19 protein-coding genes are annotated in these 22,552 nt (G+C 45.2%); 14 read left to right on the top strand and 5 right to left on the bottom strand.

The window, feature by feature from the left end; genetic code table 11:
• Window positions 1-9 precede the first annotated feature (9 nt).
• The 3 genes from WHS38_06865 to WHS38_06855 all read left to right on the top strand — a co-directional run bounded on the left by WHS38_06865 (window position 10) and on the right by WHS38_06855 (window position 3,079).
• The gene (locus WHS38_06865) at window positions 10-429 is read left to right on the top strand and encodes a F0F1 ATP synthase subunit epsilon (GenBank protein MEJ5300693.1); all 420 of its coding nucleotides are present in this window, start codon (window positions 10-12) and stop codon (window positions 427-429) included.
• A 224-nt stretch (window positions 430-653) separates the two neighbouring features.
• Window positions 654-2,486, top strand: a complete 1,833-nt coding sequence (glmS, locus tag WHS38_06860; GenBank protein MEJ5300692.1) for a glutamine--fructose-6-phosphate transaminase (isomerizing) — start codon at window positions 654-656, stop codon at window positions 2,484-2,486.
• 35 nt (window positions 2,487-2,521) lie between these two features.
• Window positions 2,522-3,079, top strand: a complete 558-nt coding sequence (locus WHS38_06855; protein ID MEJ5300691.1) for a YbhB/YbcL family Raf kinase inhibitor-like protein — start codon at window positions 2,522-2,524, stop codon at window positions 3,077-3,079.
• A gap of 111 nt (window positions 3,080-3,190) precedes the next feature.
• On the opposite strand, the gene WHS38_06850 is transcribed toward WHS38_06855, so the two are convergent.
• The 3 genes from WHS38_06850 to WHS38_06840 form a co-directional block, all read right to left on the bottom strand.
• Entirely contained in the window at window positions 3,191-3,541 is a 351-nt protein-coding gene (locus tag WHS38_06850; protein MEJ5300690.1) for a DUF5818 domain-containing protein, read from the bottom strand.
• Between the two features lie 568 nt (window positions 3,542-4,109).
• Window positions 4,110-5,318, bottom strand: a complete 1,209-nt coding sequence (locus tag WHS38_06845) for an MFS transporter (protein MEJ5300689.1) — start codon at window positions 5,316-5,318, stop codon at window positions 4,110-4,112.
• Window positions 5,319-5,474: 156 nt separating this feature from the next.
• Window positions 5,475-5,876 carry a hypothetical protein gene (locus WHS38_06840; GenBank protein MEJ5300688.1) on the bottom strand — a complete coding sequence of 134 codons (402 nt, stop codon included), beginning with the start codon at window positions 5,874-5,876 and terminating at the stop codon, window positions 5,475-5,477.
• A 151-nt stretch (window positions 5,877-6,027) separates the two neighbouring features.
• Here WHS38_06840 and WHS38_06835 point away from each other — a divergent pair, with 151 nt between their 5' ends.
• Window positions 6,028-7,302: an anion transporter gene (locus WHS38_06835; protein ID MEJ5300687.1), complete on the top strand. Its 1,275-nt coding sequence runs from the start codon at window positions 6,028-6,030 to the stop codon at window positions 7,300-7,302.
• A 91-nt stretch (window positions 7,303-7,393) separates the two neighbouring features.
• On the top strand, window positions 7,394-9,394 hold the full coding sequence (locus WHS38_06830; protein ID MEJ5300686.1) for an FAD-dependent oxidoreductase: 2,001 nt from the start codon (window positions 7,394-7,396) through the stop codon (window positions 9,392-9,394).
• A 73-nt stretch (window positions 9,395-9,467) separates the two neighbouring features.
• Here the strand turns inward: WHS38_06830 and WHS38_06825 are convergent, their stop codons facing one another.
• Window positions 9,468-10,226, bottom strand: a complete 759-nt coding sequence (locus WHS38_06825; protein MEJ5300685.1) for an RNA pseudouridine synthase — start codon at window positions 10,224-10,226, stop codon at window positions 9,468-9,470.
• On the opposite strand from WHS38_06825, the gene WHS38_06820 reads away from it, so the two are divergent.
• On the top strand, window positions 10,200-10,997 hold the full coding sequence (locus tag WHS38_06820) for an RNA methyltransferase (GenBank protein ID MEJ5300684.1): 798 nt from the start codon (window positions 10,200-10,202) through the stop codon (window positions 10,995-10,997). The genes WHS38_06825 and WHS38_06820 overlap by 27 nt on opposite strands.
• Here the strand turns inward: WHS38_06820 and WHS38_06815 are convergent.
• The gene (locus WHS38_06815; protein MEJ5300683.1) at window positions 10,978-11,652 is read right to left on the bottom strand and encodes an OmpA family protein; all 675 of its coding nucleotides are present in this window, start codon (window positions 11,650-11,652) and stop codon (window positions 10,978-10,980) included. The two genes, WHS38_06820 and WHS38_06815, sit on opposite strands and share 20 nt — an antisense overlap.
• 259 nt (window positions 11,653-11,911) lie before the next feature.
• Here WHS38_06815 and WHS38_06810 point away from each other — a divergent pair, with 259 nt between their 5' ends.
• The 8 genes from WHS38_06810 (at window position 11,912) to WHS38_06775 (ending at window position 22,210) form a co-directional block, all read left to right on the top strand.
• Window positions 11,912-13,369 carry an OB-fold domain-containing protein gene (locus WHS38_06810; GenBank protein MEJ5300682.1) on the top strand — a complete coding sequence of 486 codons (1,458 nt, stop codon included), beginning with the start codon at window positions 11,912-11,914 and terminating at the stop codon, window positions 13,367-13,369.
• A 28-nt stretch (window positions 13,370-13,397) separates the two neighbouring features.
• Complete coding sequence (locus WHS38_06805; protein ID MEJ5300681.1) at window positions 13,398-14,594, top strand: acetyl-CoA acetyltransferase; 1,197 nt, start codon at window positions 13,398-13,400, stop codon at window positions 14,592-14,594.
• Between the two features lie 47 nt (window positions 14,595-14,641).
• Complete coding sequence (locus tag WHS38_06800) at window positions 14,642-16,300, top strand: class I adenylate-forming enzyme family protein (GenBank protein MEJ5300680.1); 1,659 nt, start codon at window positions 14,642-14,644, stop codon at window positions 16,298-16,300.
• 22 nt (window positions 16,301-16,322) lie between these two features.
• Window positions 16,323-17,147, top strand: coding sequence for an SDR family NAD(P)-dependent oxidoreductase (locus tag WHS38_06795; protein ID MEJ5300679.1), 825 nt, complete (start codon window positions 16,323-16,325; stop codon window positions 17,145-17,147).
• Window positions 17,148-17,217: 70 nt separating this feature from the next.
• Window positions 17,218-18,060: a MaoC/PaaZ C-terminal domain-containing protein gene (locus tag WHS38_06790; GenBank protein ID MEJ5300678.1), complete on the top strand. Its 843-nt coding sequence runs from the start codon at window positions 17,218-17,220 to the stop codon at window positions 18,058-18,060.
• A 32-nt stretch (window positions 18,061-18,092) separates the two neighbouring features.
• A complete protein-coding gene (locus tag WHS38_06785; GenBank protein ID MEJ5300677.1) occupies window positions 18,093-19,757 on the top strand; it encodes a long-chain fatty acid--CoA ligase in 1,665 nt (554 codons plus the stop codon).
• Between the two features lie 110 nt (window positions 19,758-19,867).
• Window positions 19,868-21,004, top strand: a complete 1,137-nt coding sequence (locus tag WHS38_06780; GenBank protein MEJ5300676.1) for an acyl-CoA dehydrogenase family protein — start codon at window positions 19,868-19,870, stop codon at window positions 21,002-21,004.
• A 15-nt stretch (window positions 21,005-21,019) separates the two neighbouring features.
• Window positions 21,020-22,210 carry a CaiB/BaiF CoA-transferase family protein gene (locus WHS38_06775; protein MEJ5300675.1) on the top strand — a complete coding sequence of 397 codons (1,191 nt, stop codon included), beginning with the start codon at window positions 21,020-21,022 and terminating at the stop codon, window positions 22,208-22,210.
• Window positions 22,211-22,552: the final 342 nt, after the last annotated feature.

Below are 22,552 nucleotides of genomic sequence, written 5' to 3'. Positions count from 1 at the left end.
GGGGATAATATGGCTGACAAACTTCTGTTGGAAATAGTCACACCCGAAAGAAAGGTGGTCAGTGAAGAAGTGGACATTGTGGTGGCGCCGGGAGAGCTAGGAGAGTTTGGTGCCCTGGTTCGCCACGTTCCCTTCCTGACCAAACTAAAAATCGGGGAATTGAGATTCAAAAAAGATGGAGTTGAACGTTACGTTGCGATCATGGGAGGGTATGCGGAGGTCCTTCCTGATCGGGTAACGATTTTAGCTTCGGCCGCCGAAGAGGCAACCGATATTGATGTAATAAGAGCTCGAGCAGCAAAAGAGCGAGCGGAGCGGCGCTTAAGAGAAGCAAGAGATAAGTTGGAGTTCGCGAGAGCTCAGGCAGCCCTTCAGCGTGCTTTGGCACGACTGAAAGTGGCAGAACGAGGAATAGGAAGACCCAGGTAGTTCAGAGATATTTCTACACCTAAAACACCCTCCCCTTAATAAAGCAGGGAGGGTGTTTTTTTACAATGTGCCCCCGTCATCCCCGATTTGTATCCCCACGCAAATCATTTCATTGCCTAATAGCAATTTTGGGTTAGATTTTTTAATAGCTTCGAGCTATTAAAACATCTGTAGATCGAGCCTTTAATTTCAATCAAATTTCCAAAGCAGGAAAGGATTTCGTTATGTGCGGCATTATAGGTTACGTGGGTAACCGGTTAGTCGTTCCCATTCTTATAGAAGGGCTAAAACGTCTTGAGTATAGAGGATATGACAGTGCAGGCATAGCATGCTTTGAACCAAAAAGCCTTAACATAATTCGCGTAAGATCGGCAGGCAAAATATGTGACTTGGAAAAAAAGTTACAGAACCTTTGTGTAGATGCCACTATAGGTATCGGACATACTCGATGGGCTACTCACGGAATTCCAAACGAAAATAACGCCCATCCCCACCGTTCAGGTCCTTTTGTTGTTGTCCACAATGGAATTATAGAAAATTACCACGAATTAAAGAAAACCCTACAAGAAGCCGGACATGAATTCACCTCCGAAACTGATACAGAAATTATCGTCAAGTTGATGGATTTATTCTGGCAACAGGGATTAAATGAATGGAAAGCTTTTCTAAAAACAATAAGTTGCATTAAAGGAGCTTACGCTTTGGCAATTATGTGTGAACATCTCCCGGATCGAATTTTCATAGCTAAACACGAAAGCCCTTTAGTTATTGGAATTGGAGAAGATGGAAATTACATAGCATCCGATATTCCCGCTCTGCTCCCCTTCACTCGGAAAGTTATATTTCTTGAGGATGGAGACATTGGTGAAATCAAAGCCGATACTGTAACCATCTACAAATCGGATGGATCTAAAATAGACCGTTCCGTCGAGATCATCAGTTGGTCTCCCGCCCTTGCGGAAAAAAGTGGCTACAAGCACTTTATGCAAAAAGAGATCTTTGAACAACCCAGAGCAATATCAGATACAATTAAACCCTACCTTCACGTTGAAACAGGGGGAGTTTTTCTGCCCCATGCATCTAATCTCGAAAAGATTCTTAAAGATGTCGAAAGAATCGTTTTGGTTGCTTGCGGGACATCTTATCACGCTAGTCTTATCGGTAAGTATCTTTTTGAAACCATCCTAAAGGTGCCCTGTGAAGCTGATATCGCTTCAGAATTTCGTTACCGTCCAACTTTGCTCAATCGCCATACGCTTCTGGTTGCCATAAGCCAATCCGGGGAGACAGCGGATACCAAAGGAGCTGTAAAAATCGCGATTGAAGCGGGAGTTCCATCCTGCTCCATTGTAAATGTTTTAGGAAGTAGCCTTTCCCGGATGACCGATGCGGTTATTTATACTCACGCCGGTCCCGAAATCGGAGTCGCTTCAACAAAGGCTTTCACAGCACAGCTGGCTGCGCTGGTTATGATGGCAATGCTCGGAGTTAAAATCCGACATGGAATTTCGGCAAACAAGGAAATTGCTACAGCCTTGTTAGAAATTCCATCTAAGGTATCTCAAGTGCTAAGGCAAGCTTCAGAAATTGAAGCATGGGCACGCTCCATAGCAACAGCTCAAACCGTTTTATATCTCGGACGAAACATTCTATTTCCCATTGCTCTTGAAGGGGCTTTGAAGCTTAAGGAAATCTCCTATATTCATGCCGAAGGTTATCCTGCAGGTGAAATGAAACATGGTCCCATAGCTCTCATTGACGAAAGAGTCCCTGTTGTGTGTCTAGTCCAGAGGGGAGTGTTTTTCGAAAAAATGAAGAGCAACATAGAGGAAGTAAAAGCTAGAGGCGGGAAAGTTTACATTATCGCGGAAGAAACATTAAGGAGAGAAATCAGCGAGCTTGGTCACGCCAGCTTTTTTGTTCCTTCAACCCATGAGCTTCTAAGCCCATTTCTGTTTGTTATACCTTTACAACTCCTGGCTTATTACGTTGCCCTGGAAAAAGGAACAGATGTGGATCAGCCTAGGAATTTGGCAAAAAGTGTAACAGTAGAATAATCTAAACATTGGCAGGGCCATGGAGGAAAAAAGCTATGAAACGGCGAAAGAGACTCTTAGCTTTATTAAGTTTGGCAGGGGCCGGTCTGATGCTTGTCCTTTATGGAGCATCAACAGCGAAGGCCATGGAATTGTCGAGTCCCGCTTTTGAAGACGGCGGCAAGATTCCAATCCAGTATGTAATGCCCCCTGCCGGAGGAAAAAACATTTCTATACCGCTAGTATGGAAAAATGCTCCTCTTGAAACCAAATCTTTCGCATTGTCCATTGTTGATATTCATCCGGTAGCCAAAAGCTGGGTTCACTGGCTAGTAATAAATATTCCGGCAAATGTAAACACTCTTCCAGAAGGAGCATCCAAAAGAGCCATGCCACCTGGGGCTAAAGAACTTAAGAATTCTTGGGGGGACATGGGTTACGGAGGACCTCAACCACCTCCTGGAACAGGAGAACATACTTATGTAATTACCATTTACGCGCTCAAGGTAGAACAACTTGATCTGCCACTGGAAGCTTCTCTCACAGATTTCAAAAGAGCTATTGAAGGCAAGGTGCTGGATTCTGCAACTATAAGCGGTAAATACGGTCGTTAAAGACCTTCTTCTTAGGCTTTAAAATTCAAAAGGGGCTGGTTCACAGCCCCTTTTGTTTTACGGAGGCACCTTTCACGTGCCCCCATTTTAATTATTAGCTACACTATCTTACTACTTTGCAGGCTTAGCTTCTTTAATTTCCATTACTTTGATTGTATTGGTCGCCTTATCAAGCTGACCCTTAACTTCAACATCCTTCCCTGCGTAATTCTTGAGATCTTTTCCGTCCAGCTTGAATTCTTTCTTGTCCTCGGTCTTGATCACGAACTGATCGCCAGCAGCTTCGACTTTGCCTTTAACTGTCATCTGCTCACCAGCGGCCTCTTTCTTCTCAGGAGCAGCTTGAGTTTGAGCGGCTGGAGCTGGAGCTGGTTTTTTAGCTTCATCGGCAGCCTGAGCAAGTGAAAAAGTGAGACCTACCGCAACTGCTGTGACAAGACCCATCAAAGCTTGTTTCTTCATAAAGTTTCATCCTCCATTTATGAGTTTTATCTCTATCGGTGCGGTGATTGATCTAACGATCAACCTTACCGCTACCGTCGCCATTATGTTAAAGCACAGATCATGCCAGGTAACCATCCCTTTCTTAAAACCTTGAAAAATAAGACTATCGGAAAAACTCTCTGTTTCATTTTTTTAAAGTCAGGAACTTTACGTTCCCATAAGTCAATGCTGAAAATAGAAAAAGGAGTTCCTATTAGCTAGAAAATCCAGGTGTGGATCTTTTTTGGAAACACGAGCTAAAGTTTTGCATGGGAATTTCAGAAAAAGATGGCTCACCTATCTCTACCCGCAGGCTGCTCTAAACAGATTCCGTAGGGAGGCACAAACATGCTTTTCAATCAAAAACACACCGTATATGGCTACCATCTCGGTGAAACAGCAGAGAATTTTCGATTTTATAATCCTGCTCTGGCGTCTTAATGCAATGAAATTGTTGTGCGCACAATCAAGATAAAACATCCCAGATACAGGCCCTATTCCTTTGGCTCAAAAACAGGTAAAAAACTATTTTCAAAAGAACAATAGACTAGGATGACTTAAAACGATCTGCTATGAAAAAACCCAGAAAAATGAAAATAGTCAAAGCGGAAATCAAAACATAAAGAACAAGAAGGTTCGAATGAGCAAGAACGGAGGTAGCAATAAGAGGCCCTAAGGCGTTTCCCGCAAATCTAGCGGAATTGAGAAAGCCGATTCCGGTTCCGCCTAAGGCTATAGCAAATCGAGTCATTACAAGGGGCATAGTAGCTGCAACCACACCTGTTTGAAAAACCCGAATTATGGTAAAGCTTAGAGGCCCCTTAGCAAATATAAGAAGTATCTGGAACAAGGCAGCAGCTAAGGAAACAAATCCAATACTTAAACTCAGCTTTTTTCCAGCCATGAGATTGCTGATTGTATAATTTCCAATAATAGCCGCCGCGGTGTAGCTCATCATTATAAAACCGGCTATTTTGATGGCTTTCTGGCCTGAAATTCCAAAGCTTTTAAGTATGTAAGGAAGGATACTTGGCAAAAAGGTCAGATGAACGGTTGCAATCAGAATAAGTCCCCATCCCCATATAACAACTTTGTAAGTTCCTGACTTATTTTTGGCAGAATCAACATGGGAAAACCCATCTATTTTCAGGTCTGGAACTGTAATTTGACACAGAATAACAGACACCATTATAAGCAAAAAGGAGAAAACAAAGGGACTTTTATAACCCAGGTGAGCTGCTAGATAGGCTCCCACTGGAGGTCCCAACAATTGTCCAGATGTAATAGAAATTTGATACAATCCCAAGTTTTGTAAAAGGCGTTCCCTGGGCGAGATTCTGGATATCATGAACAGCCCGATAGTTGATGCTCCTCCAAGAATTCCCTGCATAAGGCGTAGGGCCAGTATTGTTGGAAGGTTGGTGGCAAAACCTATCAAAATGAAGACAATTGCATTACAGCAAAAAGCCATCTGAAAAAGCAACTTTGGCTTAATTTTAGACGTAAGGCTTCCCCAAAAGGGGGCGGCAATGGCGGCTAGAAAGGAGTTGAGCCCCATGATAAGTCCAATCCAGACAATGGTTTGGGAGTAACTGTAGGGGCTAACATGAATAATGTAGAAAGGCATGAAAGACATGACGACATTGAAGCAAAAAGCCAATCCAAACTGAGATAGAGCAATAGGTGCTACTTCTCTAGATTCTCTGATCGACGTCAATAATCCTTTGGAAAATAGCGCAAATACATCTGTCTTCATGAGATATTTGACCTAATCGTAATATGATCAAACGTTTTAGCAACAAAAGATAGAAGACATCTTTTCCCCTGATCATTGGGAAACCATCAAAAATCAAATAAACTGCTCAAAAATTAGAAAAACCAAATGACATAAAAAGGATCAAATTGTGGCAACCTACGTTGTTTTTTTCTTTTTTCTATCGGCAAGAGAAATAACTTTTCTTGTTTTACCCTTTTCTCCCTTATCGCCCGTATTTTCTGACTCCATAATCTCATCCTTCTCAGTTTCTACTTCTTCGATTTCTCTTTCCTCCTTTTCATCTTCTTCATCCCACAATTCGGCAGGCGGTGCCACAACCGGCGTAATCCTTATAGGACGCCCTCCCATGGTGAATTCGTCGCCGTTGATGTAAGCTTCTCTCAAAATCCAGGTAACGACAATCATGGGAAGCTGTAGAACAAGCATTCTTACCTGAAACCAGCCGGGTTTAACATCCGGCGTAATGGATTCAATGCGGGCAAAAAAAGCCGGTTGATTTTCTACATAGACAAGAACCACTTCACCTTCTCGAGCCATGGCAAATACCTCTCGCAAAAATCTACGAAAATTTTTATGCTTCGCTAATCTTTTTATCACGTCTTGCATTGTAGATTCAAAAGATTTAGATTGGGCGACCTTCTATAATAGAAAAAGCTCATAAATCTAAAGGAGGTAGCACAGATCCTAAATGTGGATCGTTCTTTCTCACATTGGAAAGGAAATTAACAACCACGCAAAGGAAGCCGTCACAATTACGGCTTTTTCTCTATGCTATATAGGGATGATCCTTGGTAGATTCCCCAGACTGAAACTGGACAGAACAGGCATAGCTTTACTATGTGCTATTCTTCTTATGGGTAGCAGAGCCCTTTCCGAAAATGAAGCTCTCAAAGCCCTTGATATTCCGACTCTTGTCCTGCTATTCGGGCTTATGGTTGTATCAGTTCAACTACGCCTTGGCGGATTCTACACCAAAATCACAATTGCTTTCGCAAGATTGCGTCTATCTCCATCCTTTCTGCTACTTTGCATGATGGTCACTATGGGATTTCTTTCGGCTATTTTCACTAACGACGTGATTTGCCTTGCAACAACTCCCGTGATTATAGGTATATGTCGCAGGAGAGGCATCAATCCCCTACCCTATTTGCTTGGTCTTGCCTGTGCAGCAAACATAGGATCAGCACTAACTCTTATAGGAAATCCTCAAAATATACTAATTGCTCAAACCTTACATCTTTCCTTTTCTAAATACATAGCCAGAGCTTTCCCTGTGGTAACTATATCCCTCATCGCAGGATGGGCAATCATAGCAAGCCGATGGAAAGGAAAATGGCTTCTTCCAGAAGATCCATCTGTAACCATTGACGACTCGCATTTTAATCCCTTTGATCGATGGGAAACCATTAAAGGGCTTACGGTAGCCACTTTACTTATGATTATTTTTCTAGGTGAATGGTGGCCCCGGGAACTATGCGCCATTACTGCTGCGGGAATTTTGCTAACAAGCAGACGTTTCCGTTCTCGTGAGATTCTAAGCCTTGTTGACTGGCAACTCTTGGTCCTTTTTATAAGCCTTTTCGTGATAAACCACGCTCTCTACAAAACCAGACTCCCACAAAGCACAATAATAGAACTCGGAAAATTTGGAATAAATCTACATCATCCCGACATGATTTTCGGAATTTCTGTGATTCTTAGCAACATAGTGTCCAACGTGCCAGCCGTAATGCTTCTACTTCCCTGGGTAAAACATCCAGAAACCGGTTATCTTCTGGCTATAGCCAGCACCTTTGCGGGTAACCTTTTAATTGGAGGAAGCATTGCAAACATTATCGTTGTGGATCAAGCCACAAAGTCAGGCATATCAATATCATGGAAGGATCACGCAAAGCTAGGCATACCGGTTACGCTCATAACCCTTGCCGTTGCCGAATTTATAATGCTTTTTAACCGTTTATAAGGGGTTTTCACTTTGAATCTTGCCTTGACCTTGGTTAAAATAGTCCAGCATTGCTCTGGAAGAACTATAAAGGCGAATAAGGGAGGGGGAAATGAAAGATCCGCTTTTTGAACCAATTTTCATCCACAATCTTGAAGTAAAAAACCGTATTCTTATGCCTGCTATGCATTTAAACATGGCAAAAAACTTCTTTGTGACCGATCAGATCGTAGATTTTTACGAAGAAAGAGCTCGGGGAGGGGCTGGGTTAATTACAGTCGGTTTCGCTACGGTAGATGAGTATTCCGGACCTCCAGGCCACATTGGAGCCCATAAGGATGAATTCATTCCTGGACTCAAGAATCTTGCTTCCACCATAAAACGTCACGGAGCACGTGCAGCAGTTCAGCTTAACCATGCTGGAAGATACAATCTCTCCGTTTTCCTTGGAGGAAAACAACCCGTAGCTCCATCGCCAATTCCTTCGCGATTGACCAAAGAAACCCCAAGAGAAATGACCCTTGAAGAGATCAAGACCACCATCACCAGATTTGCCGATGCTGCAAGGCGAGTAAAAAAAGCCGGCTTTGATGCTGTAGAAATCTTGAGCGGAACCGGTTACCTTATCAGTGAATTTCTGTCACCCCTTACAAATCAGCGCACGGACGAATATGGTGGATCGCCAGAAAATCGTATGCGGTTTGGTATCGAAGTCATTCAAGCCGTTCGGAAAGCTGTGGGAGATGATTTTCCAATACTTGTTCGTGTCAATGGAAATGATCTTATGCCGGGGGGAATAACTCGAGAGGAACTCACAGAATACGTAAAACGCCTTATAGAAGTCGGTGCTAATGCTATAAATGTAAATGTAGGATGGCATGAGGCTAGAGTTCCACAAATTATTGCTGAAGTGCCAAGAGGAGCCTATGCTTATCTTGCTAGATACTTCAAGGAATTGTTCTCTGTGCCGGTTATCGCTGGTCATCGTATAAACGATCCTTATACAGCCCGGGAACTCATAGGTAACCATTTTTGCGACATGGTCGCAATGGGGCGAGCTCTTATAGCAGATCCTTTCCTGCCCGAAAAAGCTCGCTCTGGAAGAGAACATGAAATCGTCCACTGTGTTGCCTGCGCTCAGGGTTGTTTCGATAACCTGTTCAAAATGAAGTCTGTAGAATGTCTTTGTAATCCTCGAGCTGGCCACGAACGAGAGAAAGTAGTTGAAAAAGCTCCACAATCCAAGAAAGTAATGATTGTAGGCGGTGGAGCAGCAGGCATGAGCGCAGCTATCACTGCTCACGATAGAGGTCACAATGTAACGCTTTATGAAAAAGGCAATCGTCTTGGTGGACAGCTTCTTCTTGCTGGAGCGCCTCCAGGACGGGAAGAATTTCTGCAACTTGCTTCAGATCTCGTCAAACAGGTATCTGCACGCCGTATTCCCGTAATGCTTAATACCCCAGTTACCCGAGAACTTCTGGAGCGAGAGAAACCGGACGTTGTTATACTGGCAACCGGTGCCGAACCTACCGAACTTCCCATTCCCGGCATAAAAAGCGATCATGTAGTTCATGCCTGGGATGTCTTGATGGGAAAGGTGTGGACGGGAAAAAATGTAGTGATAATCGGAGGTGGCGCGGTCGGGATCGAAACCGCCCTGTATCTCGCTGAAAAAGGAACCATAGATGCCGAATCCCTTAAATTCCTTCTCACTCATCAAGCAAAGGATTCTGAACTGATTCTCCAAATGGCAACACAGGGCACTAAAAAGATCACTATAATTGAAATGCTCCCAGAAATAGGAAAAGACATTGGTCTATCGACCAGATGGTGTTTTATGCAGGATTTGCAGATACACGGTGTAAATGTGTTAACTTCATCGAAGGTATTGGAAATCACTTCCGAAGGTGTTGTAGTCGAAACATCGGAAGGTAAAAGGTTAATAAAAGCTGACACGGTAGTAGTGGCAACAGGTGCTAGACCAAATCGGGAAATTGAAACAGTTCTTCAGGAACTGAACATACCCTACCACATTGTGGGCGATGCATCGAAAATCGGCAAAGCCTTTGATGCTATACATGGCGGATTCGACGCCGGTAGAACGATTTAGTTAAATCACGATAAAAATCCGTAAAGGCGGTCTGTAGCAGATCGTCTTTACGGGATCGTAGTGAATATTATAGTCACATACCGGCAGGTAAATCTAAATGGTCTTTGATTTCATCCCACAACCAGAATAGACTTTTGGATTTAGAAAGATTTCCCTCCCATGGCCAAGATGTCGGCACGGGAGAAGTAAGAGTTATCGGGATTTTCTGTGTTGGGTGTAAAAAGGTTATACGATAAGCTAGTAAAGCCAAAGCCCCTTTTGGGAACTTAAACGATGATCCATACAGATAATCCCCAAGCAAAGGGTGACCAATGGAACTTAGCTGAACTCTTATTTGATGCTTCCTTCCGGTATAAAGATTTACTTCAAGAAGAGTTCTTTTAAGCCGATAAGAACGGGCAAGCACTTTGTAGGTCAATTTGGCTTCACGACCTGGAAATTGGGTAATCAAGGTTTTGGTTCTGCCGGGTTCTACGTAATGAATCAGCGTATCCGTATCCTTTTCCACAAGTCCTTCTACCACAGCAAGATATACCTTCTCTACCACATGATCCCGAAACTGCTTTGCAAGACGGGAAGCAGCCTTCGATGTTTTGGCAAAAACTATAATTCCTGCGGCAGCACGATCAAGTCTTTGAACCAAACCAAGAAAAACATTACCAGGCTTTGCGTAAGTCTCCTTGATCCACAACTTAGCCAGACTATAAAGACTGAGTTCTTCAGAACTATCTTCTTGAGTTAAAAGTCCTGAAGGTTTATAGAGAGCGAGCAAGTGGTTGTCTTCGTAAAAAATAGGCCAGGAAGGATGAAAAAAGAACTTTCTTCGATCCAAATCACTACCATTCAATCCACCAGGAACGAAACATTTCGCCATCTGCTAAGCCTTCTTTCCGGGCGAGGAGTCAAAAAAGCGGGTGAAACCCTTGTATTCGGAAAAAAAATCCTAAAAGAAATTCTCTCTACAAAACCAGACCTAGTAAAAGCCATCATCGCCCCCGCCAGTTTTTTAGCATCACCTTATGATGCCTTTCTCGAATCAATTCGACATTGGTATGTTCTCACAAAACCTCTCTTTGCCGAACTCGATATGTTCAATACCGGCTATCCCTTCGCTCTATGCAACATTCCCCTAATTCCCAAATGGAATCCGACCGAAGGATTTCCGTATAAAGGATGCTGGATTCTACTTCCCTTTCAGGATCCTGAAAACATCGGTTCAGCCATTCGATCAGCAGCCGCCTTTGGCGTTCATAATGTGATCATTCTCAAAGAGGGGGCTCACCCATTTCATCCTAAAGCAGTTCGAGCATCCGCAGGAGCGGTTTTTCGAATTAGGGTTCATTCTGGACCATCTATTGAAGAACTGCCGGATTCACTTCCTATTATCCCGCTTGATGCTTCGGGCATAAAACAGATCGAAGATGTAAGATTTCCAAAAACCTTTGGAATTCTTCCCGGTATTGAAGGACCAGGACTTCCAGATCGATGGAAAACTAGAGCCGTGAGGATTCCAATAACCAATGCAGTAGAATCTCTCAACGGCTCTGTTGCTCTTTCTATTGCCCTTTACATATGGTCACGATCTATCCCTGTTCGGGAATAATAACAACAGTCACGCGGCGGTTCATCTGGCGACCAGACTCGGTGGCATTTGTTGCAACAGGTCGGGTTGCTCCATAGCCGACCACTTCAATGCGTCTCGGGTCAACTCCCCTTTGCACAAGAGCGTCCCGAACAGACATGGCACGCCGTTCAGAAAGCATCTGATTGTATTGTTCAGAACCTCTAGAATCTGTATGCCCTTCCACTCGGACGCGAGTTTGAGGATAAGTAACCAGCACTCTTGCTACTCTATCAATCTCATCGTATGCCCCAGGTTTCAGAACATAAGAATTGGTGTCGAACAGCACATCAGATTTGAGAGTAACCGCAAGAATATTCTGTTCCCGCTGAATACTTGCCCCTTCTACGTTTGCAAAAGCCTGACGAAGTTCCTGTTCCTGTCTATCCATGTAGCTTCCGATCATCCCACCAGCAATTCCACCGGCAACGGCTCCACCGGCAGCGCCGAGCAGAGCAGCTTTACCGCTTCCACCGATAGCCGCACCCAGAATTGCTCCGGTAGCGGCACCAATACCAGCACCAGTCAAAGCTCCCTGCTGAGCTCTACTTGGAGGTGGATAACCTGGTTGAGTAGCACAACCACCAAGGAGCATCACAACCACAATAATTAAGATCCCGATTTTTTTCATTTTCATACGGCTTTGCCCTCCCTTTCCAATTTTTCTACCCTGCCTGCATAACCATGTATTTGTTAAGTTACAATAGCTTCGAAACAGCGTAAAGAGTTTTAGCTAAGGGCAAGTTTCAAACGAAGATATTGTCAGGGGTTGGAAAATAAACCGGAACGGTCAAAAGTTTCATATTGACAGGCTTATAATAGTTTTGTAGGCTTAAACTTAACGGTCGGTCAGTTAAAAGCAAACTTAAACCCTTGACCCACGGGAGGTCAGAGTCATGGTTGGAATCACAGGTTTCGGGGCTTATCTACCAAGATACCGCTTAGATCGAAAAGAAATGGCAAAAGCAATATCGTGGATCAATGCCACAACCTTGGGGCTAGCTTCCGGAGAACGCACGGTAGCAAACTACGATGAGGATGCCATCACTCTGGCTGTAGCGGCTTCAAGAAATGCCATAATCGATCCTTCGCCAGTTCATAAATCAAAGGGTTTACTTCACGCCGCATCAACAAGCTTTCCATATTCAGAAAGGCTTAACTCAGCCATCATCGCCGAAGCTCTGGAATGCGCCGATTTTGTATCCACGGCGGATTTTTCAGGAAGCACCAGATCCGGAACAACGGCTCTCCTTTCTGCTCTCGAACGTCTTCAAGCAGGAGATGTCTCCTGGGGCATCGTAACAGCCAGCGAAGTCAGAAAGACCAAGCCTGGGAGTTCGGATGAATTCCTACAGGGTGACGGGGGAGCAGCAGTTTTGGTGGGAAAAGATCGAGTTATTGCCGCTTTTAGAGGAAGTCTCTCCTTCTCTGCCGATTTTCCATCACCTCTTAGAGAACCATCCAGGTCGTTTCCAAGAGTATGGGAAGAACGATGGATGCGAGATGAGGGTTTTACGAAGTTCATCCCTCACGCCGTCAAAACTTATCTTGCTCAGAAGTCCCTATCTCCAGATAAATTTCGATTTATAATTTACCCATGCCCCTATCCTAGAGAACACTCACTTATCGGGAAAATGGCTGGTTTTTCTGATGAACAAATCTTTAATCCACTTTTTCTTAATGTGGGGGATACGGGTTCTGCTCACCCTCTAATTCTGCTTAGCCAGGCTCTTGAACAGTGCCAACCTGGAGACCAGATTCTGCTTATAGGTTACGGAAGCGGTGTGGATTTACTTCATTTCGAGGCAACAGAACTCATAGGCTCAGTAAAGTCAGCGAAATCCTTTGAAGAAATGCTAAACCGGAAAGCCCCCATAGCCTATCAAAAATTTCTCGCCTTCAGGGAAGTCCTGGAAGTAGAGACAGGGCTTAGAGGAGAATTTCAGGCTGAAAGTCCGCTGTCTGTAGTCTGGCGTAACCGTAAGGCTCTTCTTGGTCTAGTGGGCTCTCGATGCATTCAATGTGGCACACCGCAGTTTCCTCCGCAGCGTATCTGTGTTGTAAGCGAATGTCAGGCGGTGAATAAAATGGAACCATACAGCTTTTCCCGGAAAAAGGCTCATATATTCAGTTATACGGGAGACAATCTCGCCTTTTCCTACGATCCCCCTCAAATCTACGGCATCATCGACTTTGAAGAAGGCGGAAGGATGATGCTTGATTTTACCGACTGTAATCTTGGCGAACTTCAGGTTGGGATGGAAGTAGAACTTTCTTTCCGTCGTAAATACCACGACCGTCACCGCGGTGTTCACACCTACTTTTGGAAAGCGGTGCCTATAGTAAAGCGCTAACAATTTTCCAGAAAAAAGGAGGCTAAACATGGCTTCGGGAATAAAAGATAAAGTTGCCATCATAGGCATGGGATGCACGAGATTCGGAGAAAGATGGGATGCTGGAGCCGAAGATCTAATGGTTGAAGCCTTTCAGGAGGCACTCGAAGACGCCGGGATAGAAAAAAAGGAAATTGAAGCCGCATGGCTTGGAATCTGCTTCGATGAAGTAAATGTTGGAAAAAGCGCCATTCCACTGGCCCAGACGTTAAAGCTTCAGAACATTCCTGTAACCCGAGTAGAAAACTTTTGTGCAACGGGAACAGAGGCTTTCAGGGGTGCCTGTTACGCTGTTGCTTCCGGAGCAGTCAAGATCGCGCTGGCTCTGGGTGTGGAAAAACTCAAGGACACAGGATACGGCGGGCTTCCCGATTTTGGGGCGGTTATGGGCACTCTCAATCGGTTCATCCTGCCAAACTTTACCGCTCCCGGCGGTTTTGCTCTCATGGCTACCCGTTATTTTGCCAAATACGGTATCAACCCGGAGGAAGGAAAGCGAGCTCTAGCAAAAATATCATGCAAGAGCCATCGAGCCGGGGCTTTGAACCCTAAGGCTCACTTGAGAAAGGAGATAACTGAGGAGCAAGTCCTTAAGGCACCCATTATTGCCTGGCCTCTCGGATTGTTTGATTGCTGCGGTGTAAGCGATGGAGCGGCGGCAGCTATCGTAACCACACCGGAAATTGCTCGTTCCATCCGTAAAGATCCGATTTTTGTTAAGGCTCTTCAGGTAGCCGCAACATCGGGAGAGGAACTTTACACGAATCGCTGGGACGGCACATACCTTAAAACCACAACGGAAGCCGCCATCAGAGCCTACAAAGAAGCAGGAATACAGAAGCCGAGAGAACAAATAAGCATTCTCGAAGTGCACGACTGCTTTTCAATTACTGAGCTGGTAACTTACGAAGATCTGCAAATTTCCGAAAGAGGACGAGCTATTCACGATATAAACGACGGGCTTTTCGAACTTACCGGCAAGATTCCCTGTCAGTCTGACGGCGGGCTTAAATGCTTTGGCCATCCCATCGGAGCGTCAGGTCTAAGAATGATTTACGAAGTTTATAAGCAACTACAGGGAAAAGCTGGTCCCCGTCAGATCCCAAATCCCAAACTTGGACTTACTCACAACCTGGGCGGAATACCAGCCTTCAGTGTGTGCAGTATGGCTATATTTGGCACATAAAATAGCCTAACTATAACTAACCTTCCTTACCTTCCAAGGAGGGCGCCATGATCTTAGCAACGCCCGACAAAATAAAAGAATACACCCAAAAGGGTTGTTGGGAAACTCGCAGAACGCTTTTGGACGATTTCAGAGAACACGTTTTGAAGATGCCGGAAGCTACTGCATTTGTAGATCCACCTAACAAAGAAGCCCTTGTGGGATCACTACCTGAAAGAATCAGCTACAAAGATTTTGCTAAAGCCGTCGATTCTGTAGCCACCAGTCTAAAGGCTGAAGGAATAGGCAAAGACGACATCGTTATGGTTCAACTCCCTAATTGCTGGGAGTTAGGGATGCTCTATCTGGCAATTGCTCGTGCCGGTGGAATCATATCTCCTATGCCAATGCAATGGCGGTCTAGAGAAGTAAGCTATGTGGCTCAACTAACTGAAGCAAAAGCAATGATTACAGTTAAAGAATTCCACGGCTTTCCCTTTAAATCTATGGCAGAGGAAGTCAGCCAGCAGGTTCCTGGCCTGAAGAAGATCTTTACCTATGAAGACATACGACTCATGATGCAAGAATCGCCTGATCCTGATCTTGATAATATTCACACCGATCCAAACGATATTTTCACCATATGCTGGACATCTGGAACCGAGGCTCAACCCAAAGGATGTCCGCTCAGTCACAATAATTGGCGATGTCAGGCTGGCGTAGCGGGAGCTGTTGTAAAACCGAGCGACATCATGCTCACAGCGGGCCCTCTTGTAAATATGGCATCGGTTGGCACGGTCTTCATTCCATGGTTACGCTACGGGGGAACCGTCATACTACACCATCCTTTTGACCCACAGATACTTCTGAAGCAGATGGTCGAAGAGCGCATTAATTATACTCTGCTAGTGCCTGCTGTCGTTAATCTGATTTTAAAACATCCTGCATCTCACACCTTTGACCTGAGTTCTATAAGAACTATCACGGTAGGATCCGCACCACCTTCCCTTTGGGCAATGGAGGAATTTAAAAAGCGCTGGAACATAGATATTGGCAACATATGGGGACAAAACGAAGGAACAGCGATTGTATCCAGTGTGGCGGATGTGCCGGATATGAAGGTCAGAGTGGATCACTTCCCCAGGTATGGGGTTCCAGGGGTAGAATGGTCCACTCCAATGGCTAAATTCATACAAATCAAAGTAGTGGCTCCAGATGGTTCCGAACTCAACGAAGATGGCGCCGTGGGAGAGCTCTTATATCGAGGTCCTAACGTCATTCCTGGTTACTTCAAAAGACCAGACCTTAATGAAACGGCTTTCGATGAAGAAGGATACTTCCTCACAGGAGATCTTTTCTCAATCGCTGGGGATCGATACTTGAAGTTTTTCGATCGTGCCAAAGATATCATCATACGAGGCGGCTACAATATCAGCGCTCAAGAAATAGAAAATATCTTACTTGCTTATCCCGCCATTCAGGATGTGGCAGCTGTGGGAATGCCTGATGAAAACCTGGGTGAGCGAGTATGCGTTTATGTTGTTCCCAAACCGGAAAAAACTGTCACGCTAGATGACGTCATCGCATACATGAAGGAACAGGGAGTCGCTACCTATAAGCTACCTGAACGGCTTGAAATCGTGGAAGCGATCCCGAGAAATCCCGTAGGCAAAGTCCTTAAGAAAGAACTTCGTAAAGACATCCGAAAAAGACTCGAAATGAACTAGCCCTAAAAGGAGGAGAGAAAAAATGGAAAAGATGCTTGATGGAAGAATCTGTTTAATCACGGGAGCGGGAAGAGGTATAGGAAGAGCAACAGCTCTATTGTTTGCTTCTGAAGGAGCCAGGCTGGTTTTGAGCGATCTGGATCGAGAACCGCTGGAAGAGGTCATGACCCAGATTAAAAATCAGGGCGGGGAAGTTGTAGGAATAACGGGAGATGTAACGGCTGATGATTTTGCCGAAAGGTTTGTGAAAACTTCGGTCGAAGCTTTCGGACCTGACATTCATGTCATAGTCAACAATGCCGGTTATACATGGGACGGCGTGGTTCACAAGATGGCAGATGAGCAATGGGAAGCCATGCTGAAGGTTCATTGCACGGCTCCTTTCAGAATCATTCGAGCTGCCGCACCCTACATCAGAGAAAACGCCAAAAAGGAGAAAGCCGAAGGGCGAGTTGTTATGAGAAAAATCGTTAACGTAACTTCAATTGCCGGCACCGATGGAAACGCCGGACAGGCAAACTACTCAACGGCTAAAGCAGGTATTATCGGCTTTACGAAAACTCTAGCCAAAGAATGGGGACAACTCAACGTTAACGTAAACGCTGTAGCTTTTGGCTGGATAGAAACAAGGCTTACTCAACCCAAAAAGGAAGATACTGTGCTGGAAAAAAACGGCAAAAAGATTCCTATCGGTGTCCCAAAAGAACATCTTGATGTCTTCAGACTGATGATCCCTCTGGGACGTCCCGGCACTCCGGATGAAGCCGCTCGAGTAATTCTCTTCCTTGCATCGCCTCTTTCTGACTACGTATCCGGGCAGGTCATTAAAGTAACAGGAGGCTGGTAAAACTACCATCGTGGCTATTTCCCACGGTGCATTCCAGCACTGTGGGTAGCACAAAAAGGAGGATAACCCCATGATAAACCTTGATCTTGTGGGAAAAAGCTTTGGACCATATGAAATGTCTTACACCTGGCGGGATGTGATTCTTTACAATCTGGGCATAGGAGCCAGAGCAACGGATCTTCATTACGTTTACGAGCGAGCCAAAGGAGGTCTAAAAGTCTGCCCATCCTTTGCCACCATCACAACCTACGGACCCCTTTTCCCAATCCTGGAAAAACTAAACATAGACCTTAAAACTGTCCTTCACGGGGAGGAATTTATAAGGCTTTTCGAACCTATTCCATCTCAGGGAAAAATATTTACGGAAGTGAAAATTGTTGGTATTTATGACAAAGCAAAAGCCGCATTGGTGGAACTTGAAAGCACGTCAAAAGACGAAGCCGGTAAGAAGCTCTTTGAAACGAGCATGACTCTTTTCTGCCGAGGATTAGGTGGTTGGGGAGGAGATCCTGGACCCAAGAAACCGGTTTATGATTACCCCAAAGACAGACCACCGGACTTTAATGTAACCGAAAAAATATCGGAAAATCAGGCGGCTCTTTATAGACTTTCCGGCGATTATAACCCCCTTCACATAGATCCTGATTTTGCAAAAGCTGCGGGGCTTCCTCAGCCAATTCTTCATGGACTTTGCACCTTTGGCTTCGCCGTTCGCACTCTCATCGACCAGGTCTGTGAAGGAAAAGTTGAACGGCTGAAATCCTTTGGTTGCAGATTTTCAAGTGTCGTTTACCCTGGAGACAGCTTAACGATCTCTGGCTGGAAAATGGAACCGGGGATATACCACCTGCAGGTTACCACAGAAAGGGGTGATGCTCTGTCGGGAGTAAGAGCAGAGATAGAGGAAAAATAGGACAGAGCAGAAGAAGACAGGGGAGGGAAATTATGAATTCAAAATGGAAGATTATTAAAGGCTTCCCGTCAACGTCGCAAGATGATTATCAGCTAAACCTTATAAATTTCCTTAAATTTGCTGCAAAGGTCTATCCAGAACAGGAGGTTGTCTCGAGAAACCTGGATGGATCTCTTTATCGATCAAACTATGCTTATACCTACCGCCGGGTTCAGCAGCTTGCTAACGCCTTGGAAGCCCTTGGAGTAAAACCGGGGGATAGAGTCGGCGTTATGGAATGGAACACTCACAGGTTTTGTGAGCTGTATTTTGCCGTATCCGGCATAGGCGCTGTGCTTCTTGAGGTCAACCCGAGAATATCTCATGAAGAAAGAACTTACGTATTACAACACAGCGAAGCAAGTTTTCTGGTTGTTAGCGAAACCATGCTCCCGCTTATTGAACCATCTCTTCCCAATCTACCCGGCATAAAAGCTGTGATCATTCTGCGAGACGATTCATCAAAGCCCCTCCCCTCTTATGCTCAGGACTATGAAACCCTTTTACAGGCTCAACCTCCCATTTACGACTGGCCCATGGTGGATGAAAGGTCGGCGGCTGTTGCCTGCTACACATCGGGAACAACGGGCAAACCGAAGGGGGTTTACCAGTCTCACCGAGCCCTTTACCTTCACACATGGGCAATTGCTCACGCCATGAGACTCACTCATGATGACGTAGTGCTTCAACTTGTTCCTATGTTTCATGCTCAGGGTTGGGGCGTCTTTTTTGCAGCTCCAATGGTGGGCGCAAAACTTGTATTTCCGGGTCGTTATGCCGTTGACAATATGAAGCCAATAGTAGATTTGATCCTTCAGGAGAAAGTTTCTGCCACATGCGGAGCACCGGCAGTTTTCATGCCCATGCTGGAATGTATAAGGGCTATGGATCCCAAGCCCGATCTGGCAGGACTCAGGATGATATCTGGAGCAACTGAGCCGCCGCTTGCTATGATGAAAGGCTACTGGGATTTAGGAAAAGCGCAGGTAATACATGCTTACGGTGCTACAGAGACAACCCCACTTGTAACAATCAATTATCTTAAACCGTCTCTGAAATTCCTGGATGAAGACGCAAAATGGGAACTCAAGAAAAAACAGGGACTCCCCGTTATGGGTCTTGATGTGGACATTCTGGGACCTGACGGCAATCCACTTCCTCACGATGGAAAAAGCGTTGGGGAAGTTATCATTCGAGGTCCCTGGATCACAGGATCTTACTATAACGATCCACGCTCTCAGGAAGCCTTCACGGAAGATGGTTACTGGCGAAGTGGCGATGCTGGGACCATAGACGAATACGGCTACCTTAAGATCACCGACCGTTTCAAAGATCTTATAAAAAGCGGTGGAGAATGGATATCATCGGTGGATCTAGAAAATGCTATTATGGCTCACCCCGCCGTGCTGGAAGCAACAGTCATAGGCATTCCTCATCCCAAGTGGGAAGAACGTCCTCTGGCGCTGGTTATACTTCGTAAAGACTACGAAGGAAAAGTCTCAAAGGAAGACATCCTGGACTTTATACGCCCCAAGTTTGCCAAATGGCAACTTCCCGATGAAGTGCTCTTCGTTAATGAAATCCCCAAGACCAGCGTGGGTAAATTTGCAAAGCGAGTAGCCAGAGATCTATACAAAGACTTTTACATGAAAAAGTAGATAAAGACGCAACATGATGGGACTCTGCGGTGATCTCTTCGACGATTACCGCAGAGTTCCAGAATAACAGCTTTATTCTTCACTGTATTCTCACGCGGAGGTGTTTTCTCATGTATAAGGAAGAACATGTGATCTTTCGCGAATCTTTTCGTCGTTTCTTAGAGCACGAAGTTGTGCCTCATGTTCCCAGATGGGAAGAACAGGGCATGGTTGACCGTGAAATATGGAATAAACTTGGTGAACATGGTTTTCTCTGCCCCTGGCTCCCGGAAGAATATGGAGGAAGCGGAGCTGATTTTCTCTATTCCGTAATTATCACAGAAGAACTTGCCAGAGCTGGAGCCATAAGTCTCATGGCACCACTACATAGCGACATAGTAGCGCCATACATTTATCATCTTGGGACAGAAGAGCAGAAGAAACGGTGGCTTCCAAAGTGTGCATCAGGGGAATATGTGCTTGCCATTGCCATGACGGAACCAAACGCCGGGTCAGACCTTGCTTCTATCACAACCAGAGCCGAAAGGCATGGAGATTGGTGGGTTATTAACGGTCAGAAGACCTTTATTTCAAACGGTATTCATGCCGATCTGATGGTTGTAGCGTGTCGCACGGGTTCGAAAGACTCAGGAGCCAGGGGCATAAGTCTTATAGTTGTAGAGCGAGACGCTGAAGGATTTTCGAGAGGACGGCGTTTGAAAAAAATGGGTTTACACGGGCAGGATACCGCAGAACTTATCTTCGAAGACTGCAGAGTGCCAGCAGAAAATCTTCTAGGGGAAGAAAACAAAGGTTTTTACTACATGATGGAACATCTTCAGCAGGAAAGGCTTCTTGCCTGCATCATGGCTCAAGCTATGGCGGAAGCCATGTTTGATATGACTCTTACCTACGCCAGGGAACGCACAGCCTTCGGCCGTCCTATAGGCACATTCCAGCACAATGCTTTCAAACTTGTGGATATGGCTACAGAAATCGCCGTGGGGCGAGCCTTTTTAGAAAAACTCATTATGCGTCATATGAAAGGACAGGATGTGGTTGTGGATGTCTCCATGGGTAAAACCTGGCTTTCGGAAATGGCTAATCGAATAGCCTATCAATGTGTGCAGCTTCATGGAGGCTACGGTTATATGGAAGAATATCCCATAGCGAGATTTTATCGAGATGTGCGAGTAATTCCCATCTTTGCAGGAACAAACGAAATAATGCGGCTTATTGTGGCAAAAAGGCTTGGATTGTCTTCGTAGAAAGGGGACGCAACCATGAAAGAATCGAATTTGCCCTTTCATGGGCTTAGAATACTTGATTTATCAAGACTTCTCCCCGGTCCGCTTTGTTCAATGCTTTTTGCCGATTTTGGGGCGGATGTTATCAAAATAGAAGATCCCAAAGGTGGGGACTATATTCGCCAGTGGCCTCCATTTTTAGGAAAGTCCAGCGGTTTTCATGTTGTTCTCAATCGTAATAAACGCTCTCTTACACTTAATCTGAAAGATCCCAGAGGGCGAGATATTTTTCTTAAACTCGTAAGAAATGCCGATGTGGTGCTGGAAAGTTTCAGGCCTGGAGTGATGGATCGGCTTGGTGTGGGATATGAAACACTTCGAAAAGAGAATCCACGGCTTGTTTACTGTTCCATTACGGGCTATGGGCGGGAAGGATTAAGAGCGCATCGAGCAGGACACGATATAAATTACCTAGCTATAAGTGGTGTGCTTTCTTATTCGGGGAAGAACGGCGAGCCGGTGCTTCCGGGAGTTCAGATTGGAGATATCGGAGGTGGAGCTCTACTTGCAGCCTTCGGCATTTTGACCGCCTTATATCACCGGGAAAAAACTGGCGAAGGAGATTTCGTCGATGTTTCAATGACCGATGGACTGTTGCTTTTCCATGCTCTACGGTGGGGGAAATTCCTAGCCGACGGCAAAATACCCAGGCCCGGGGACGACATGTTGAACCACGGGTTGGCCTGTTACAACATTTATCCAACCAGGGATGGACGCTACATGAGTCTTGGAGCTCTGGAACCTCAGTTCTGGAAGGCTTTCTGCCAGGCTGTGGGACATCCGGAGTGGGTCACGCCGGCTTATTTTGAACCTGGTTCACATCAAAAAGATCTTATAAAAGCTATCACGGATATTTTTCTGGAACGCACCCAAGTAGAATGGATAGAATTCTTCAGTCAAGTGGATTGCTGTTGCGAGCCGGTAAGGAACCTGGATGAAGTTATAAATGACGAAGAATTTATAGCTCGCGGGCTTGTGGTTAAAATGGTTCACGAACATTACGGAGCATACCGCCAGCTAGGGACTGTTCTTCGCTGCGAGAAAGTTCAGGCAGCTGTAAGAACTCATGCACCGGAACTTGGAGAACACACAGAAGAAATCCTCGCGCAGGAACTGGGTATGGGTAGCTCTGATATTGCATCATTAAAAGCCCAGGGAGTTGTCTAAGCGCGAAAAGTGATAGACAAACGGCGGTGGATTTCCGATGGGTATGTCGTGCTTTGCAAGCCAATGCTCTGGTAACAGTCAGTAGCCAAATAGTCGGAATCCTATCGGCTACTGGCTGTTGGCTGTTTCTTAAACAGCTATTTTATTATGTAAAGACAAAATATAACGAGAATGTTCGAAAATTCTTTCCATGCAGGGTTGTCCTGGCAATAGGCTCACAGGCATAGAATTGTAAGGGCGACGTATGCGTCGCCCCTGCAATTATCTGGTAGATCACTTATTGAGTCTTTTCCTAGCTACCTATATCTGGAAAGGTCTTCTAAGTTAAGTTCCATCCTTGCG

This window comes from Thermodesulforhabdaceae bacterium, from assembly GCA_037482015.1.
Classification (GTDB): Bacteria; Desulfobacterota; Syntrophobacteria; order Syntrophobacterales; family Thermodesulforhabdaceae; genus JAOACS01.
This window is presented reverse-complemented; position numbering and strand designations above follow the sequence as displayed.

Excerpts from the sequence above, each read along its gene's own strand:
- WHS38_06865 (MEJ5300693.1), top strand. The coding sequence starts at position 10 with ATGGCTGACAAACTTCTGTTGGAAATAGTCACACCCGAAAGAAAGGTG.
- glmS (MEJ5300692.1), top strand. The coding sequence starts at position 654 with ATGTGCGGCATTATAGGTTACGTGGGTAACCGGTTAGTCGTTCCCATT.
- WHS38_06855 (MEJ5300691.1), top strand. The coding sequence starts at position 2,522 with ATGAAACGGCGAAAGAGACTCTTAGCTTTATTAAGTTTGGCAGGGGCC.
- WHS38_06850 (MEJ5300690.1), bottom strand. The coding sequence starts at position 3,541 with ATGAAGAAACAAGCTTTGATGGGTCTTGTCACAGCAGTTGCGGTAGGT.
- WHS38_06845 (MEJ5300689.1), bottom strand. The coding sequence starts at position 5,318 with ATGAAGACAGATGTATTTGCGCTATTTTCCAAAGGATTATTGACGTCG.
- WHS38_06840 (MEJ5300688.1), bottom strand. The coding sequence starts at position 5,876 with ATGGCTCGAGAAGGTGAAGTGGTTCTTGTCTATGTAGAAAATCAACCG.
- WHS38_06835 (MEJ5300687.1), top strand. The coding sequence starts at position 6,028 with ATGTGGATCGTTCTTTCTCACATTGGAAAGGAAATTAACAACCACGCA.
- WHS38_06830 (MEJ5300686.1), top strand. The coding sequence starts at position 7,394 with ATGAAAGATCCGCTTTTTGAACCAATTTTCATCCACAATCTTGAAGTA.
- WHS38_06820 (MEJ5300684.1), top strand. The coding sequence starts at position 10,200 with ATGAAAAAAGAACTTTCTTCGATCCAAATCACTACCATTCAATCCACC.
- WHS38_06815 (MEJ5300683.1), bottom strand. The coding sequence starts at position 11,652 with ATGAAAATGAAAAAAATCGGGATCTTAATTATTGTGGTTGTGATGCTC.
- WHS38_06810 (MEJ5300682.1), top strand. The coding sequence starts at position 11,912 with ATGGTTGGAATCACAGGTTTCGGGGCTTATCTACCAAGATACCGCTTA.
- WHS38_06805 (MEJ5300681.1), top strand. The coding sequence starts at position 13,398 with ATGGCTTCGGGAATAAAAGATAAAGTTGCCATCATAGGCATGGGATGC.
- WHS38_06800 (MEJ5300680.1), top strand. The coding sequence starts at position 14,642 with ATGATCTTAGCAACGCCCGACAAAATAAAAGAATACACCCAAAAGGGT.
- WHS38_06795 (MEJ5300679.1), top strand. The coding sequence starts at position 16,323 with ATGGAAAAGATGCTTGATGGAAGAATCTGTTTAATCACGGGAGCGGGA.
- WHS38_06790 (MEJ5300678.1), top strand. The coding sequence starts at position 17,218 with ATGATAAACCTTGATCTTGTGGGAAAAAGCTTTGGACCATATGAAATG.
- WHS38_06785 (MEJ5300677.1), top strand. The coding sequence starts at position 18,093 with ATGAATTCAAAATGGAAGATTATTAAAGGCTTCCCGTCAACGTCGCAA.
- WHS38_06780 (MEJ5300676.1), top strand. The coding sequence starts at position 19,868 with ATGTATAAGGAAGAACATGTGATCTTTCGCGAATCTTTTCGTCGTTTC.
- WHS38_06775 (MEJ5300675.1), top strand. The coding sequence starts at position 21,020 with ATGAAAGAATCGAATTTGCCCTTTCATGGGCTTAGAATACTTGATTTA.